Below are 15,910 nucleotides of genomic sequence, written 5' to 3'. Positions count from 1 at the left end.
AATAAACTATGAAAACCATTTACATCGACTTTACCGAAATCGGGGATTATGAAGATTTTTACACACAACTTAAAGAAAAAACCGCGCTGCCTGAATTTTTTGGTGATAATCTGGATGCGTTAAGTGATTACGTGAGTGGATTTGCGGAATTGCCGCTGCATATCGAGTTCGTAAATATGAGCGTTGACCAGCTTGAAACGTTCGAGGATTTGCTTTTGGCGCTTGAAGACGCAGAAGACGAAATCGAGGAATTTTCTTTTGCTTATTATCTGGAACAATACGAAGACGAAGAATAACTCTTTCTGTTTAAATTAAAAACCACCGCAGCGCGGTGGTTTCTGTTTGATATGAAGAATGAAAATTATTTAAGTTTTGCCAAAAGGTCAACGCCGTTAACCGTAGCCCAGTTTCCGGGTGTAAGCGTTACTTTTTTTACGCCGGCATCACTTGTGAAAGTTTTCGGCACGGCCGGGACGTAGCTGTAACCCCACATGTTCAGATTGCTTGAATTAAGATGGTTTACCGGCTGCACAATGATTTTACCTTTGTTCACCTGCTCAGCTTCGGTAGCAGCGTCCTGAATTAATACAGCGTACGCTTTTTTGCCGTCTGTGTCGTGATAACCGTCAATATATACATCAGTAAAGATGCCGTTTCCGTGTTTCTTGAACTGGATTGCGGAAACTTCAATTGAACCTGCTGTTTCCGGCTTCGTGTTGGCTTCGCGGATCAACGTAATCCCGTTTATTTTCGGCGCTGTGTTGTCAGCGTTTCCGGATGCTTCGATTTCCATTCCGAAGTTTCCAATCGTTGTTTGGTAAGCGTACCAACTGCTGTTGTTTTGTCCGCTCCATGCATCCTGCCAGTCGAAAGAATCGTCGTAGTTACCGTAAGACACGATGTTTTTAGCACTCACGGTTCCACCGAAAAATTCGAAACCATCATCAGTTCCCATATATGCCACAAGGTTTTCAAGCGTGGTTCCGGCACCGACGGAATAAAAAGTAAGCGAATTGGTCTCAGAAGTACCGTCACCGATTTTCTTTCCGCCATATTCAACCCTAACAAATTTTAAACTACCAGAATTATCATTTGGATTGTCGCCGCCATAGTATACGTTGTTTCCGTCTTCAGAAAGTGCTTTTGCTGCGCCGTTTATCGCCTTGATAGGTGCGTTTCCGTAGATCGTCAAACCGCCCCAGTCACCTGATTTCTTATTGTCTGAAGTAAACACGATCGGTTCAGCCGCTGTTCCCTCCGCATAAATTTTTCCGCCTTGGAGCACCACAAGACTACTGCTCACGGAAGTTTTTGCGGTGAAAGTTGCACCTGGCTCGATGGTCAAAGTAATTCCTTCCGGCACTTTTACCACACCCTCCAACGTGTAATTTCCTTTCTTCACGGTAGTGTTCTGTTTTAAAGTCCCCGAAAGTGATCCCGTTCCGCTTAGAACTGCGCCGGTTGCGGGATTCTGTGTGGTTCCGCCGCCATTGATGTCCGCATCTTCGCGGATTTCGACTGTACAAGAAGTCACCGCTAAAACTGCGGCCAGCGCCCAAAGATTTAAGATGTGTTTTTTCATAATATTAAATTAGTTTGATGTTGGTTTAGAATATATAGCCCGCCGAGAAGTTGAAAGTCATACCGCGCTTATAATCAGTATGTATGTTGGTTCTTACATCCAGAGGAATGTACCCTTCGTCACCCTGTTCCAATTTGTATATACTGTTCAGGATGTTCTGAACGCCGAGTTTTATATTCCAGTTTTTAGTCAGTTGTGCGTTGTACACAAAATCGAGTTGATGGAAAGGTCTTTCATAAATGTGATCAAGGCCGGAGGTTCCTACCGTGAATATTTTGGAACCAGAAACGTTATAAATCAATGACAACGTGTGGGGCAAGTTTTTGGCATTTTTAAATTCATACTTTAAATCTGCATTGGCTGTCCACGGTGCGGCACCCTGAAGTTGTCTGTCTTTTAGATTTCCGCTGAAGTTGGCTGGTTTTTCCTGTTCAAGTTCTTCGGCGCTGCGTTCAACCTTTGAATACATGAACGTCGCATTAGCACCAAGGCTCCAGTTTGACATCGATTCGAAAATTCTGGAAAGGTCTAAGATTCCTTCAAGTTCAGCTCCCGCCAGCACGGCGTTTTTAGCATTAAAGAATGTAATCGCCACACCATTTGAATTTCCGGAAGCGGTGTAACTTCTTTCAATTGCGTGATCGATTCTTTTAGCAAAAAGATTTACTGCGAAAAGCTCCTTGCTTGTTGGGAAGACCTCGTATTTAAGGTCAAGGTTGTAGTTTTCGCTGTTTTTCAGATTGATGTTACCGATGATGTTTTCGTTATCCGGATTGATGTACGTAATCGGCATGTACTCGATAAGAATTGGTCTTGTGATCGTCTTGCTTACCGCGAAACGGATGTTTGATTTCGGGTTTAAGGCCTTTTTCAAAGAGAATGAAGGCAGGATGAAATATTGGTTTCTCTGAAGATTATTGTATTCCTTATCGCTTTGTTCTTTGTAGCGGGTGATGTTCAAATTGTTTTCCACACGTCCGCCGACCAGGATATCCCAGGAATCATTAGGTTTGAAATTTAGGTTTACGTAACCAGCATTGATAAACTGGTACAGGTGCGAGCGGTAATCATTCTCATTGGTTTCTTCTTTAAAGTGAAATGCGCCGCGCATGATATAATCGTTGTAAGTCTGCTGCGGATTGTCAATATCTACAATCACGGTTCTAAGCTGTACATTGTCGATGTTCGAGGCGATGAATCGGTATGAATTGCTTCGTCTGTCAAAGAAACCGTTGTATCCAACTGCCACTTGCCACGGATAGCTTCTTCTGTCACCCTTTTCACCCAAGGACACGGAATATTCAGCAAAACCTGATAAATAATCTTTTCCGTTTACATCAAGATATTGCCGGATCAGGTTGTTTCCACCAAAAGTCATTTCCACTTGATTCGGAACGCCGGTTAAGAAACCTTCGGAAATTTTACGGTCCGGCTGCTGGAAATTATTTGTCACCCAGCTACCACCGGCTTTGATCACGTATCTGTCACCGATTTTCTGACTTGCCAACAATTGGATATCAGCAAATTTCGAAAGGTCCATTTGGTCTACGCGGAAAAAACGTCTGCCCGCATCCTGAACTTTTTGGTCTTTATAACCCACGAAATCCGAGATCATATTGGTAGAATTCTGCAGGAAAATCGCGTTTAAAGCGACATCCAGACCGCGGTCTTTATAGCCAAGTCCTAAAAGAGCCGATGATTCCAATTCGTAAGTGTATTCTTTTCGGTGAAGATCATTGTTCATCTTTCCTTCCGTCTGAAGGGAAATGAACTGGTTTTTATCACCTTCAAGCATTTCATATTTACTGCCCTGATTCAAGGAAAGCAAAAGTCCGAGTTTTCCTGAATCACTTATTCTGAAACTTTGCGCCGTCGTAAAGCCGATGCTTGTATTTGGAAGCGCTTTGATGTTATCTGCATTCCAGCCGTCTTTGAATGAGTTTACAGATTCATTTTGGGTGAAATTATAATTCGTCGGCACGTAACCTTTAACCTGAGAAGGCAACTGGCGGTCCTGTGAATTAAAACCTAAGTAACCTGCCGCGGTGTAAGCGTTAGGATTTACCTTAAAGTTTTTAAATGTCGTTTGTGTGTTATAGCCGAAGCCGAATTCAACTTTAGTGAAAGCTTTGTCCATCGTTAAAGTTTCGATATCGAAAGTTGCACCCGCGAAATCCGCGTAAAGGTTCGAATTGAAAGTTTTGTATATATTCAGTTTTCCTACAACGTCCGTCGGAAACTGCTTCAGCGCGATGATTTTCTGGAATGGGTTGTTTGATGGCGAAGCCAGTCCGTTAATCAACAATGTATTGTATCGCTCTTCCAGGCCTCTTACGAAAAGTCCGCGGCCTTCTACAGCGGTGATTCCGGTTACTTTTGTCAATCCCTGTGCCACGTTCGAAATTCCTTTTCTGGTGATTTCTGCAGCACTGATTGCCTGTTTCTGGATGATGGCTTTCTTCTGTTCACCCAGAATTGCCGTTTCCGTCTTTTTGTTTCCTGATGCCTGAATAACGACGCCTTCGATATTTTTCTCTTTTTGAACCGTATCGTTTTTTGCCTGCTGTGCGTAAACGAAAGTAAATGGTGTAGAAAGGAAAACAACTGCAATACTCAGTTTGCTGATCTTCATTTTTAAAAGTTTTATCACGGCAAAGGTCTGTCGTCTGGTGGCGAAACGCGTTGCGGTGATTTTAAATAACTTTTAAATATTTATTAAAAAAATCAGCGTCATATTAATTTATTGTGAAGATTTTTCTGGGCGTTTTATCGCCTCTAAAATTGACTAACTTTGAAAGGTTAAAGTCTTAAAATGAATCAGAAAAAAATACTGTTAATAGATGATGAGCAGGATATTCTCGAAATCCTGTCTTACAATCTCGAAAAAGCGGGATATGATGTTTACACAGCCCAAAACGGCAATGAAGGCATCGGAAAAGCCAAAGAAATCGTCCCCGATATGATCCTGCTTGATGTGATGATGCCTGAAAAAGACGGAATAGAAACCTGCCAGGATTTGCGGAGAATCCCTGAACTTCAGAAGACACTTATCGTATTTCTTTCCGCGCGAAGCGAGGAGTTTTCTCAGCTCGCAGGTTTTCAGGCTGGCGCTAATGATTACATTGTGAAAATCATTAAACCAAAAATTCTTATTTCAAAAGTAAATGCGCTGCTTGAACTTACCTCAAATGTGTATGAAGCCAAACAAACTGTGACCGCCGGCGATCTAAGCATCGATAAAGACAACTTCCGCGTCTCAAAGGCAGGGCAGCAGTTTCTTTTACCGAAGAAAGAGTTTGATCTGCTTTATCTTCTGGCCTCGAACACCAATAAAGTATTTAAACGTGAGGAAATCCTCGAAAAAGTGTGGGGAAATGATGTGATCGTGGGCGAACGCACCATCGACGTGCATATTCGCCGCCTGCGTGAGAAACTTGGCATTGGCACCATTCAGACGCTGAAAGGTATTGGCTATAAATTAGTGGTTTAAAAGTTTTTGATGAAGTTTCACAGACTTACGCTCCTTGCTTCGCTGTATCTTACGGTTGCCATGTCGCTGGTAGCCGTGCTTTTCGATTATTCTCACAGTACGGCGGTCCGCGATCTGCAGGGTTTCTATCTTGCTCTGGCGGCTTGTATTGTGGTTATTTTCGTGCTGAATTATGTGATCCTTGATTTTCTTTTCAATGTATACGGGAAGAAACAGATCCGCGAAATTTCGACAATTTTACCCGAAGATATCGTGCCGGAGAGTGAGAACCTGAATCTGCACGATTTGCAGCAGCGCTTTACCGAGCTAAGCCAAAAGAACGCGACCGAGATCGACACCATGAAGGAGATGGAAACTTACCGGAAAGAATATGTCGGCAATGTTTCCCATGAGCTGAAAACGCCGCTATTTTCCATTCAGGGATATGTGGAGACGCTGGTAGACGGTGGCGTAGAAAATCTGGCCATACGTGACAAATACCTCGAAAGAATACAGAAATCTGTGGAGCGGCTTCTGAACATCGTGCAGGATCTTGAAATGATCAATCAGTATGAATATGGGGAGATTTCGCTGCAGATTTCGCGGTTTGAAATCAACGGACTTATAAAAGAGATCATCGATCTGCTCGACCTTGAAGCCGAGCGCAAAGATGCCCTGGTTCAGTTACAGACGTCAAATGCGCAAATCTTCGTAAATGCCGATAAACAAAAGATCTCCCAGGTTTTGATCAACCTTATTTCAAATGCAATTTATTACGCAAACCGTGACAAAGCGCAAATCATCATCAGCACGCACATCCTGAAGAATAAAGTGCTCGTAAAAGTGGAAGATAACGGTATGGGCATAAAACCCGAAGTCTTGCCGCGAATTTTCGAGCGTTTTTACCGCGTGGAAACCAGCCGTAACCGAAAGGAGGGCGGATCAGGTCTTGGATTGGCAATTGTGAAGCATATTCTGGAGGCGCACGGCGAGAATATTACCGTAGAAAGCGTCTTCCTCGAAGGAACGAAATTTGCCTTCTTTCTTGAACGCAGCGCACAGTAGCGGTGGAAAATTTAAGTAATTTTTTTTTAATAAAAGGTTGGGCAATTTTTTTTGACGGCACCCAATTGTTTTATATTTGCAACCTAACAATTACCCAAATTAAAAGCAAAAATGGTTTATAAAATCCGCATAATTTTAGACACCAAAGACGATATCTTCAGGGATATTGAAATCAAGGATAAACAAACACTCTGGAATTTACATCTCGGCATAAAAAGCGCTTTCACGCTGATGGGCGAAGACCTGTCGCTTTTTAATATTCTGGATGAAGAAGGCATGGTGATGAAGACCGTGCCGCTGGAGGATATGAGTGACGACGGTGACGGCGAGATCATGTCTGATGTGTATGTCAAGGAAGCTTTCGAAAAAGTAGGCGACAAAGTGCACTTCCAGTACGGTTTCATGGATCTGTGGGAGTTTTTTCTGGAACTGGTAGAAATCATTGATGAAAAGCCGGCTGTTAATTATCCTATTACCGTTTTCCGTTTCGGAAATATGCCACTGAAAGCACCAAGTAAATCGGGCGCGAAAAGATCTAAAAACTCGGCCATGCCTTTGATGGATGATGAGTTTGGAAGTTTCGAAGAGGAGTTCGCGGCTACAGGTTTTCCGGATGAGGATGATGACAGTTTCGATGACGACGAAGACGATTTCGATGATGATACATTCGATGATGATGATTCAGATGAGATCTAAAATACAGACCCCGTTTTTTCGGGGTTTTTTTATGCAGGAGCCCACTTTTAATAGCTTCCCGGCACAAACCATTAAGTTTAAAAATGATAAATTTGCCTAAAACCCTTTCAGTAATGAAAAAGATACTTTTCTCCATTTTCCTGGGTGCTGCCCTTATTTCCTGCTCTACACAAAAAACCTCCAACATGACAGATCATCCGAATGAATGGAAACATTCCACCAATATCTATGAAGTAAACGTTCGTCAGTACACACAAGAAGGAACTTTCCGTGCTTTTGAGAAGGAACTTCCACGCCTGAAAGATATGGGAGTGAAGACGCTGTGGTTCATGCCGATTACGCCGATTGCCCAAAAAAACAAGAAAGGCCCGCTCGGCAGCCAGTACGCAGCGCAGGATTATACTTCGATAAATCCTGAATTCGGTACGATGGAAGATTTCAAGCATCTGGTGGATGAAGCGCACAAAATGGGTTTCAAGGTAATAATTGATTGGGTGGCGAACCACACCGGTTGGGATCACGTGTGGACCAAGACAAATCCTGATTTTTATCTAATAGATCCAAAGACGAATGATTTCCAGATCGCTTCCGGCATGGATGATATCATCGAGCTCGATTACAGCAACCCGAAAATGCGTGAAGCCATGATCGATGCGATGAAATTTTGGGTGCGCGAGACCAATATCGATGGTTTCCGGTGCGACCTTGCGGCCTGGGTAGAAGTAGATTTCTGGCAGCAGGCGCGTCCTGAAGCGGAAAAAGTAAAACCGCTTTTCTGGTTAGGCGAATTTGATGAACTCGACAATCCTGATTACGGTAAAGTTTTCGACGCGAGCTATATTTGGAACTGGATGCATAAAACCAAAGATTTCAACGAGGGCAAAACGACTTTCGATGACCTTAAAACATTGCTTTCAAGATATACCGCCATCGGTGATTCATCGATGCGTGCCTGGTTTACCTCAAATCATGACGAAAATACCTGGAACGGAACTGAGTATGAGAAATATGGCGTTTTTGCTCAACCTTTAGCCGTGTTCTCAATCACCTGGAATGGTGTTCCGCTCATTTACAACGGCCAGGAACTGCCTTTAAAAACAAAACGTCTTGAGTTTTTCGAGAAAGACCCGATTCCCTGGAACGGGATTTATGAACTTCACGATTTCTATAAAACAATGTTGAATTTAAAGTCAACAAATACCGCGCTGAGAGGTGGTGATCCTGCTGCGACAAGTACGGTTTTGAAGACATCCGCAGACGATAAAGTGCTGGCTTACGTAAGAAAGAATGGAAATGATGAGGTTTTGGTGGTGCTGAATTTTTCGAAGGAAAATGTTCCGTTCACCATTGATGATTCAAATGTTTCCGGCGTCTTTAAAAACGTATTCAGCGGTCCTGTGAAGGATTTTGCGAAAGACAAAAATTTCTATTTGCCGGTTGGCGGTTATGCCGTGATGCAAAAATAATGGCTGATGAACAAAGCCGAAATCTTAAAATCCGTTCACGATAAACTTTCAGAAAAGGCTGTTTATCTCGAAAAACTGATCGACGAGACCCGTGCCGCGAACAACGAAACCAAAAGTTCGATGGGCGACAAGTACGAAACCTCGCGTGAAATGGTGCAGCAGGAGATCAACAACCTGCAGGTTCAGCTGAATGATGTCTTAAAAAAACTCGAATCGCTGCGTACAATTTCAGATAAACCCTCGCAGAAAGTTGAAAGAGGTGCGTTGATACAGACTGAAAACGGATTTTTTTACATCTCGGTTTCGGCGGGTGAAATAGTGCGCGGTGGTAAAAAGATTTTTATCATTTCACCTGAAAGTCCGCTGGCACAGGCTATGAAAGGCTTAGAGCCGAAACAGAGTTTCGTGTTGAACGGAAAGCAAAATCTTATCGAAAACATTTGGTAATTTAAAGGCCGGATTTAATTTTATTTAAATATATAAATGCAGAACTATCTAGATTTACTCCAACATATTCACCTCAACGGAACTGATAAGACTGACAGGACAGGAACAGGCACGCGCAGTGTTTTCGGTTATCAGCTTCGTTATGATTTGGCTAAAGGTTTCCCGCTCGTGACGACTAAGAAAGTGCATTTGAAATCCATTATCTATGAATTGCTTTGGTTTTTGAAAGGAGACACCAATATCAAATATCTTACGGATAACGGCGTCTCGATCTGGAATGAGTGGGCGGATGAAAATGGTGATCTGGGGCCGGTTTATGGCGCGCAATGGAGAAGTTGGGCTGGCGCTGACGGTAAAATTGTGGATCAGATTTCTGAAGTCATTGACCAGATAAAAAAGAATCCAGATTCCCGCCGGCTGATTGTTTCTGCCTGGAACGTAACGGAAATCCCGAATATGGCTTTGGCGCCTTGCCACGCACTTTTTCAGTTTTATGTAGCTGACGGTAAACTGTCGCTGCAGCTTTATCAGCGCAGTGCTGATGTTTTTCTGGGTGTACCGTTTAACATTGCGAGTTATGCCTTGCTGCTGATGATGGTGGCGCAGGTTTGCGATCTGGAAGTAGGTGAGTACGTACACACTTTCGGTGACGTTCATATTTACAACAACCATTTTGAGCAGGTTCAAAAGCAACTTTCGCGCACGCCGAAACCTTTGCCGCAAATGAAAATCAATCCTGAGATAAAAGACATTTTCGATTTTGATTTTGAAGATTTCCAGTTGGAAAATTACGATTCGTATCCGGGCATCAAGGCGCCTGTGGCGATTTAAAAACCTGTTTATCTGCGCGTAACTAATCGGTTTTTTTTGCTACCCATTAAGCAAAACCGATCATGAAAACCAAATTATTTACAGTTGCACTATCCGGATTGATGAGTCTCTGCTTTGCACAGCAAGGCAACCGCGAAAAACTTTCCGCGTATCTGGATTCACTTGCCGCTCATCACAAAGCAATGGGAAGTTACGCGCTCGCCACAAACGGGAAACCCGATTTTGTAAAAGTTACCGGCTTTGCAGACGCCGAAACCCAGCAGAAAGCGAATATGAAGACCCAATACCGAATCGGCTCGGTATCAAAGATTTTCACCGCTGTGCTCGTGATGCAGGCGGTAGAAAAGAAAAAACTTACACTTCAGACCAAACTTTCAGAATTTTATCCTTCAGTGCCGAACGCTGCGCAAATCACCGTGGAGCAGATGCTGCAGCACCGCACCGGCATCCATAATCTCACCGACGAAAAGGAATATTGGGATTATCACCAAAAGCCGCAGAGTGAAAAGCAAATGGTGGACATCATCGCGAAATACAAAAGCGATTTCGTACCGGGCGAAAAACATGCTTACAGCAATTCGAACTATATTCTGCTTGGATATATTCTTGAAAAAATCTATAAAAAACCTTACGCAGATTTAATACAAGACAAAATTGCAAAACCTTTAAAACTGAATTTAACGCGTGTCGGTGGCAAAATAAACGCTTCCGAAAATCAGGCAAATTCTTATTTCTTTAATAATGGCCAGTTCCAGAAAAATGCCGAAACCGACATGAGCGTTCCTGTGGGCGCCGGAAATCTGATATCAACGCCTACGGAGCTTCTAAAATTTATCATCGCATTGGAAGAAGGTAAACTCATTTCTAAAGCAAGCCTCGCTCAGATGAAGGATTTCCGGGATAATTATGGTTTTGGCTTGGCCAAAATACCTTTTATCAACAAGTATGGTTATGGCCACAGCGGGCGGATAGAGGAGTTCCGCTCTGTGGTGTTTTATTTTCCGGAAGATAAAGCAGGCATCAGTTTCATTACCAATCAGTCGGATTATGATGTGAATCAGATCTCGATCAATATGCTGAAAACCGCGATGAATATGGACTTTGAAATGCCCGATTTTAAAGTAAAAAGTGTGGACTTATCTATTCTGAAAACTTATGATGGCACTTATAAAGCACCAAATTTTCCGCTGGATATTAAAATATTCGTAGAGAATAATAAATTGATGGCTCAGGCAACGGGTCAGGGCGCGTTTGCGCTGGAAGTGATTTCCGATACTGAATTCCAGTTTTTGCCGGCGGGAATTAAAATACAATTCAACCCCGGAAAAAACACGTTTGATTTTAAACAGGGTGCAAACGAGCTCGTATTTACAAAGCAATAGTTGGTTTTATAAACTTTACATTTGATATATTTAAACATCAAAAAGAACAAATCTTAAACAGATATACATGAAGAAACTGATCATTTCCATTAGCCTTTTGGGAATCCTCTTTTCCGGAAACGTCTTTGCACAAACAGAAACCTCCGGAAGAACCGAAATTTACCGCGCTACGCACACTAAATCTACTGAACTCAAGCATACAAAACTGAAAGTAAATTTCGATTATGCGAAAGAGCAGATGAACGGCGAAGCCTGGCTCACCGCAAGTCCGCACTTTTACCCGTCAGATTCTTTGGTGCTCGATGCCAAAGCTATGCTGATCCGCGAAGTGGCTTTAGATAAAAACGGATCGAAAACGCCATTAAAATTTCAGTACAAAGATGATTTCCTGAAAATCAGTCTCGATAAAACCTATAGCCGAAATCAGGATTACACGGTTTACATTAAATATACCGCGCGTCCGAACGAGCTAAAAACCAAAGGCAGTGCCGCGATCACCGATGCTAAAGGGCTTTATTTTGTAAATGCCCAGGGTAAAGACGCCGATAAACCCACACAGATCTGGACGCAGGGTGAAACGGAAGCAAGTTCGGCCTGGTTCCCAACAATCGATAAACCCAACCAGAAAACCACGCAGGAAATCTACATGACGGTGCCCGATAAATACGTGACTTTATCGAACGGTTTGATGAAATCTTCGGTTAAAGAAGCCAACGGATTACGTACCGATCACTGGGTGATGGACAAAAAACACGCGCCATACCTTTTCTTCATGGGTGTGGGCGATTATGCGGTAGTTAAAGACAAATGGCGCAATATTCCGGTAGATTATTATGTAGAAAAAGAATATGAGCCTTATGCAAAACAGATTTTCGGGAACACACCGGAAATGCTTGAATTCTTTTCAAAGAAACTGAACTACGATTATCCGTGGTCCAAATACGCGCAGATCACCGCAAGAGATTACGTTTCGGGCGCGATGGAAAACACCACCGCCGTGCTTCACCAGGAATCAGCGCAGCAGAAACCCGGAGACCTGATTGATGAAAACCGTTGGGAAGACGTTATTTCACACGAACTTTTCCACCACTGGTTTGGCGATTTGGTTACCACCGAAAGCTGGAGTAACCTTACGGTTAACGAATCTTTCGCCAATTATTCGGAATATCTTTGGAATGAGCACAAGTACGGAAAAGATTTCGCAGATTATACTTTAATGAAAGCGGCGGAAGGTTATTTCCGTGATCCGTCAAACGTTACCAAAGATTTGGTGCGTTTCAATTATCACAACAAAGAAGACATGTTCGATGGAGTTTCCTACAACAAAGGAGGTTCTATCCTGCACATGCTCCGAAATTATCTCGGCGACGATGCGTTCTGGGCGGGCATGAACGATTATCTTAAAACCAATGAATACGGTACCGGCGAGGCGCATCAGTTCAGGCTTTCGCTTGAGAAAGTTTCGGGCAAGGATTTAAACTGGTTTTTCAATCAGTGGTTTTTTGGCAGTGGGCACCCAAAGATTTCGTACACCACTACTTTTGAACCGGTAAAGAAGCAGGTGCAGATCACTGTGAATCAAACGCAGTTGGGTGGGAATTTTGAGTTTCCACTGGCACTGGATGTGTATGAAAACGGAAAACCTACGCGCAAAAACGTTTGGGTAAGTGCGAAAGACAAAAACGATTTTTATTTTGCGGTTTCAAAAAATCCGGATTTCATCAACATCAATGCAGACGGTGTTTTGCTGGCAGAAATTACAGAAAATAAAACTCCGGAGCAGTACTTCACGCAGTATTCTACATCCCAAGATTTCCTGAGCCGGTATAAAGCTGTAGAAAACGCCAGCGAAAACGCGGTTAAAAATGCGTCTACTCTTAAAACACTCGTAGCTGCACTTAAAGATTCGAATTTCAGGATCCGTATGAAAGCGCTTAGTGGACTTGATTTGTCTAAGGGTGACCAGGCGAAAGCCGCGATTTCGGAAGTGGAGAAAATGGCCGCAAACGACCCGAAAACTTTGGTTCAGGCTGCGGCAATTTCAGCGCTTGCAAAGACCAAAGACAAAAAATATCTTCCGCTTTTCGAAAAAGGAATCAGCGCGTTGTCAAATTCGGTGAAAGCGAGTTCCCTGGCGGGAATTGCGGCCGCTGATCCGGCACGTGTAGCATCATTTGCCGATAAGATCGATCTTGAGGGTGCCAGTGATGATCTGATTGGTGAATTACTTCCCATCATCGTGAAGAACAAAATGGAAAAACACATGCCTGCTATTGCTTCTACGGTGGCGTTTTATCCATTTTTAAAATTCCAGAACCCAGAATTGGGGACTGTAGCTGAAGAAGGTTACAACTGGATAATGAGTTCAGACAACCTGAAGGCGACGGAAAACATTACCAAAATCCTGACGCAGGTTAAAGGTCAGATTGGTGATAATCCGCAGGCTAAAATGATGATCGTTCAGATCCTTCGCGACGGTCTTGCAAAGAAGATGGCGGTTTTGAAGGCAAATCCGTCGAGTACTACAATCAATCAGCAGGTAGATGCCATTAACAAAGCAATTCAGGCTTACCAGTAATTTTAATTCAAATTAAATTCATTAAAGCTGTTCCTTTTATGGAGCAGCTTTTTTTTATCTGAATTTTAGTGAAATTTTAAGAATTTTCAGAACAGATATGAAATGTTACGGCATCGCTTTTGGTTCAAATGCTGAAAATCAGTACTATGGAACAGAGTAAAGACAACAAGATTATTCCAATGACTTCCGTTGACAGCGGGAAACTCCGCGAGGTAGCGCCCGATGTGGCTTATTACACCAACCAGATCGTCAATCTGGTGATGATTGGAAATCCCGGTGGCGACTGGGTTTTGGTAGATGCGGGCATGCCAAAATCAGGGAAAGAAATCGTTAAGGTTGCAGAATCGCGCTTCGGGGAGAACAATCCGCCAAAAGCAATCATCCTTACGCATGGACATTTCGATCATGTCGGCAGCATCGTGCATCTCGTAGAAGAATGGAATGTACCTGTTTACGCGCATCCGCTGGAATCTACATTTCTGACCGGAATGGAAAGTTACCCAGAGCCGGACACGTCCGTAGAAGGTGGTGTTCTCGCGAAGATCTCATCCGTGTATCCGAACGAACCGGTGAACATCAGTGAGGTTTTGCAGCAATTGTCGGATGATGGAACCGTACCCTTCTTTGATGATTGGAAGTGGATTCATGTTCCGGGACATTCACCAGGCCAAATCGCGCTGTACCGCGAACGTGACGGGATTCTGATCTCAGCTGATGCCCTGATTACCGTTAAACAGGATTCATTGTATAAAGTATTAATTCAAAAAGAAGAAGTTTGCGGCCCGCCGGTATATTTGACCACGAACTGGAGCGAGGCAAAAGCATCGGTTGAAAAGTTGGCGGCACTAGATCCGCAGATTTTAGTGCCCGGCCATGGAACCGCGATGAGTGGAACTGAACTCAAAACAGGCATTGATACTCTGCTTGCAGATTGGGACAATGTAGCAGTTCCCGATCACGGCCGCTGGGTCTGGACTAAGGATATTTGAAAAAACAAGCTGTTCTCCGGAACGGCTTTTTTTAGTTTAAAGAAAAACATCAATAGCATGTGCGAAGCCATTTTACATAATATTTAAATCCTTAGGCTAAATATTTAGGTGTTCATCTTCCGCCAAAAACTTCTCCCCTGTAATACGAGTGACGAACATTGCCGCCACCGTATCACCCGTAGAATTGAGAACTGTAGCCAACGGGTCAACCAGTGTCCCAAGAATCATTACTGCCGGAATTGCTTCTACCGGAAGATTGTAAACTGAAATCATCAGCATTTCGCCGATGTAGCCGCCGTTCGGAATACCACCCGCCACGATGCTCACAAAAACCGTGATGCCGAGGGCTAAAAGCAAATTGATCGGATCAAAAAAATCTTCACCTATTATCAAAAATGCCACGTAGATCTTAATGATGGAAGACATTGAGGAGCCTTGCTTGTGAAGTGTACTGCCAATCGGGATCACAATGTTCGCAATTGCAGCCGGAACACCGATTTTCGCCGCTGCCTGCAGGTTCGCAGGCATAGTCGCAAAACTGCTGCACGTAGAAAGCGCCGTAAGTGATGGGTAAATGTTGTTTCTCCAAAAGGATTTCACACCCGAATTTGATCGGGCAATCCAGGCATAAAGCGAGAAAAATATAACGAAATATACCGCGCCGGCCACATAGTAAAGTCCGAGCGGTTTTGCGTAAAACCCGAAAAGTTCGGGACCCATTGTGGCTACCTGGTATGCGAAGTAGGCTCCCAAACCTACGGGGGCGCCCTTCATCACCATAAGTAAAAGTTCTTTCATCACTTCAAATCCCGAGGCGAGGAACTTTTTAAACACAAGACCCGCCTCTCCGGCCTTTCTTACAGCTGTTCCTGTTAAGAATGCGAAAATAAGCAGGGCAAGCATGTTTTTTCTGGAAAAAAGTTCAGTAAATTCGCCTACAGTAAAGAAACTTACCAAACGGTCATTCCACGATGTTGAATTTCCGCTCTCGGGAATTTCGCCGCCGGTGCTTGGCAAAGCCTCGGTAGGGAAGAGGTAAACCGCGATGATGGTGAAGACTGCTGAAATAATGATGAACAGAAGGAAAGTCGCGATCATCGAAATAACGATCCGCCCAAATTTAGACTGCTGTTCAAGTGAAGCTATAGAATTGGCCACCGCGAAAAAGACGAGTGGCACTACACTTACAAACAGCAGATTAAGGAAGATATCGCCGAGTGGTTTAAGGTAAATAACCGCCTGCGGGGCGAAGATTCCGATAAGGCTTCCCACGAGAATTCCCGCTAAAAGAAGGAATATAGCGGAATAGTTATTGATGAGTTTTTTCATGAAAATTAAGTGTTAGGTATACAAATGTAATTTTTTACACCGAGACAGGGGGCTGTTGATCCGTTGAATATTACTA

At 43.4% G+C, this 15,910-nt stretch carries 13 protein-coding genes; 10 read left to right on the top strand and 3 right to left on the bottom strand.

The features are described 5' to 3' along the window. Positions 1-8 precede the first annotated feature (8 nt). Entirely contained in the window at positions 9-296 is a 288-nt protein-coding gene (locus tag H9628_RS09055) for a barstar family protein (RefSeq protein WP_251833825.1), read from the top strand. Between the two features lie 65 nt (positions 297-361). Here the strand turns inward: H9628_RS09055 and H9628_RS09050 are convergent, their stop codons facing one another. Then, positions 362-1,582, bottom strand: a complete 1,221-nt coding sequence (locus H9628_RS09050; RefSeq protein ID WP_251833824.1) for a hypothetical protein — start codon at positions 1,580-1,582, stop codon at positions 362-364. A gap of 25 nt (positions 1,583-1,607) precedes the next feature. Beyond that, complete coding sequence (locus tag H9628_RS09045; RefSeq protein ID WP_251833823.1) at positions 1,608-4,214, bottom strand: TonB-dependent receptor plug domain-containing protein; 2,607 nt, start codon at positions 4,212-4,214, stop codon at positions 1,608-1,610. A 180-nt stretch (positions 4,215-4,394) separates the two neighbouring features. Here H9628_RS09045 and H9628_RS09040 point away from each other — a divergent pair, with 180 nt between their 5' ends. The 9 genes from H9628_RS09040 to H9628_RS09000 all read left to right on the top strand — a co-directional run bounded on the left by H9628_RS09040 (position 4,395) and on the right by H9628_RS09000 (position 14,505). Then, the gene (locus tag H9628_RS09040) at positions 4,395-5,072 is read left to right on the top strand and encodes a response regulator transcription factor (RefSeq protein WP_251833822.1); all 678 of its coding nucleotides are present in this window, start codon (positions 4,395-4,397) and stop codon (positions 5,070-5,072) included. Positions 5,073-5,081: 9 nt separating this feature from the next. After that, positions 5,082-6,116 (top strand): sensor histidine kinase, encoded by a 1,035-nt coding sequence (locus H9628_RS09035; protein WP_251833821.1) that lies wholly within the window; start codon positions 5,082-5,084, stop codon positions 6,114-6,116. Positions 6,117-6,227: 111 nt separating this feature from the next. Continuing rightward, positions 6,228-6,812 carry a plasmid pRiA4b ORF-3 family protein gene (locus tag H9628_RS09030; RefSeq protein ID WP_251833820.1) on the top strand — a complete coding sequence of 195 codons (585 nt, stop codon included), beginning with the start codon at positions 6,228-6,230 and terminating at the stop codon, positions 6,810-6,812. A 113-nt stretch (positions 6,813-6,925) separates the two neighbouring features. Then, positions 6,926-8,278 carry an alpha-amylase family glycosyl hydrolase gene (locus H9628_RS09025; RefSeq protein ID WP_251833819.1) on the top strand — a complete coding sequence of 451 codons (1,353 nt, stop codon included), beginning with the start codon at positions 6,926-6,928 and terminating at the stop codon, positions 8,276-8,278. Positions 8,279-8,284: 6 nt separating this feature from the next. Next, positions 8,285-8,725 (top strand): hypothetical protein, encoded by a 441-nt coding sequence (locus tag H9628_RS09020; RefSeq protein ID WP_251833818.1) that lies wholly within the window; start codon positions 8,285-8,287, stop codon positions 8,723-8,725. Positions 8,726-8,761: 36 nt separating this feature from the next. Further along, positions 8,762-9,556, top strand: coding sequence for a thymidylate synthase (locus H9628_RS09015; protein WP_251833817.1), 795 nt, complete (start codon positions 8,762-8,764; stop codon positions 9,554-9,556). A gap of 62 nt (positions 9,557-9,618) precedes the next feature. After that, positions 9,619-10,938 carry a serine hydrolase domain-containing protein gene (locus H9628_RS09010; RefSeq protein WP_251833816.1) on the top strand — a complete coding sequence of 440 codons (1,320 nt, stop codon included), beginning with the start codon at positions 9,619-9,621 and terminating at the stop codon, positions 10,936-10,938. 67 nt (positions 10,939-11,005) lie between these two features. Next, entirely contained in the window at positions 11,006-13,516 is a 2,511-nt protein-coding gene (locus H9628_RS09005) for a M1 family metallopeptidase (protein ID WP_251833815.1), read from the top strand. Between the two features lie 146 nt (positions 13,517-13,662). Beyond that, complete coding sequence (locus tag H9628_RS09000; RefSeq protein WP_251833814.1) at positions 13,663-14,505, top strand: MBL fold metallo-hydrolase; 843 nt, start codon at positions 13,663-13,665, stop codon at positions 14,503-14,505. Positions 14,506-14,601: 96 nt separating this feature from the next. Here the strand turns inward: H9628_RS09000 and H9628_RS08995 are convergent, their stop codons facing one another. Then, the gene (locus H9628_RS08995) at positions 14,602-15,834 is read right to left on the bottom strand and encodes a dicarboxylate/amino acid:cation symporter (RefSeq protein ID WP_251833813.1); all 1,233 of its coding nucleotides are present in this window, start codon (positions 15,832-15,834) and stop codon (positions 14,602-14,604) included. Positions 15,835-15,910 lie beyond the last annotated feature (76 nt).

It is taken from the genome of Kaistella pullorum (assembly GCF_014837035.1).
Classification (GTDB): domain Bacteria; phylum Bacteroidota; class Bacteroidia; order Flavobacteriales; family Weeksellaceae; genus Kaistella; species Kaistella rhinocerotis.
The sequence above is the reverse complement of the archived record's forward strand: the minus strand, read 5'-3'. Positions and strand labels throughout refer to the sequence as shown.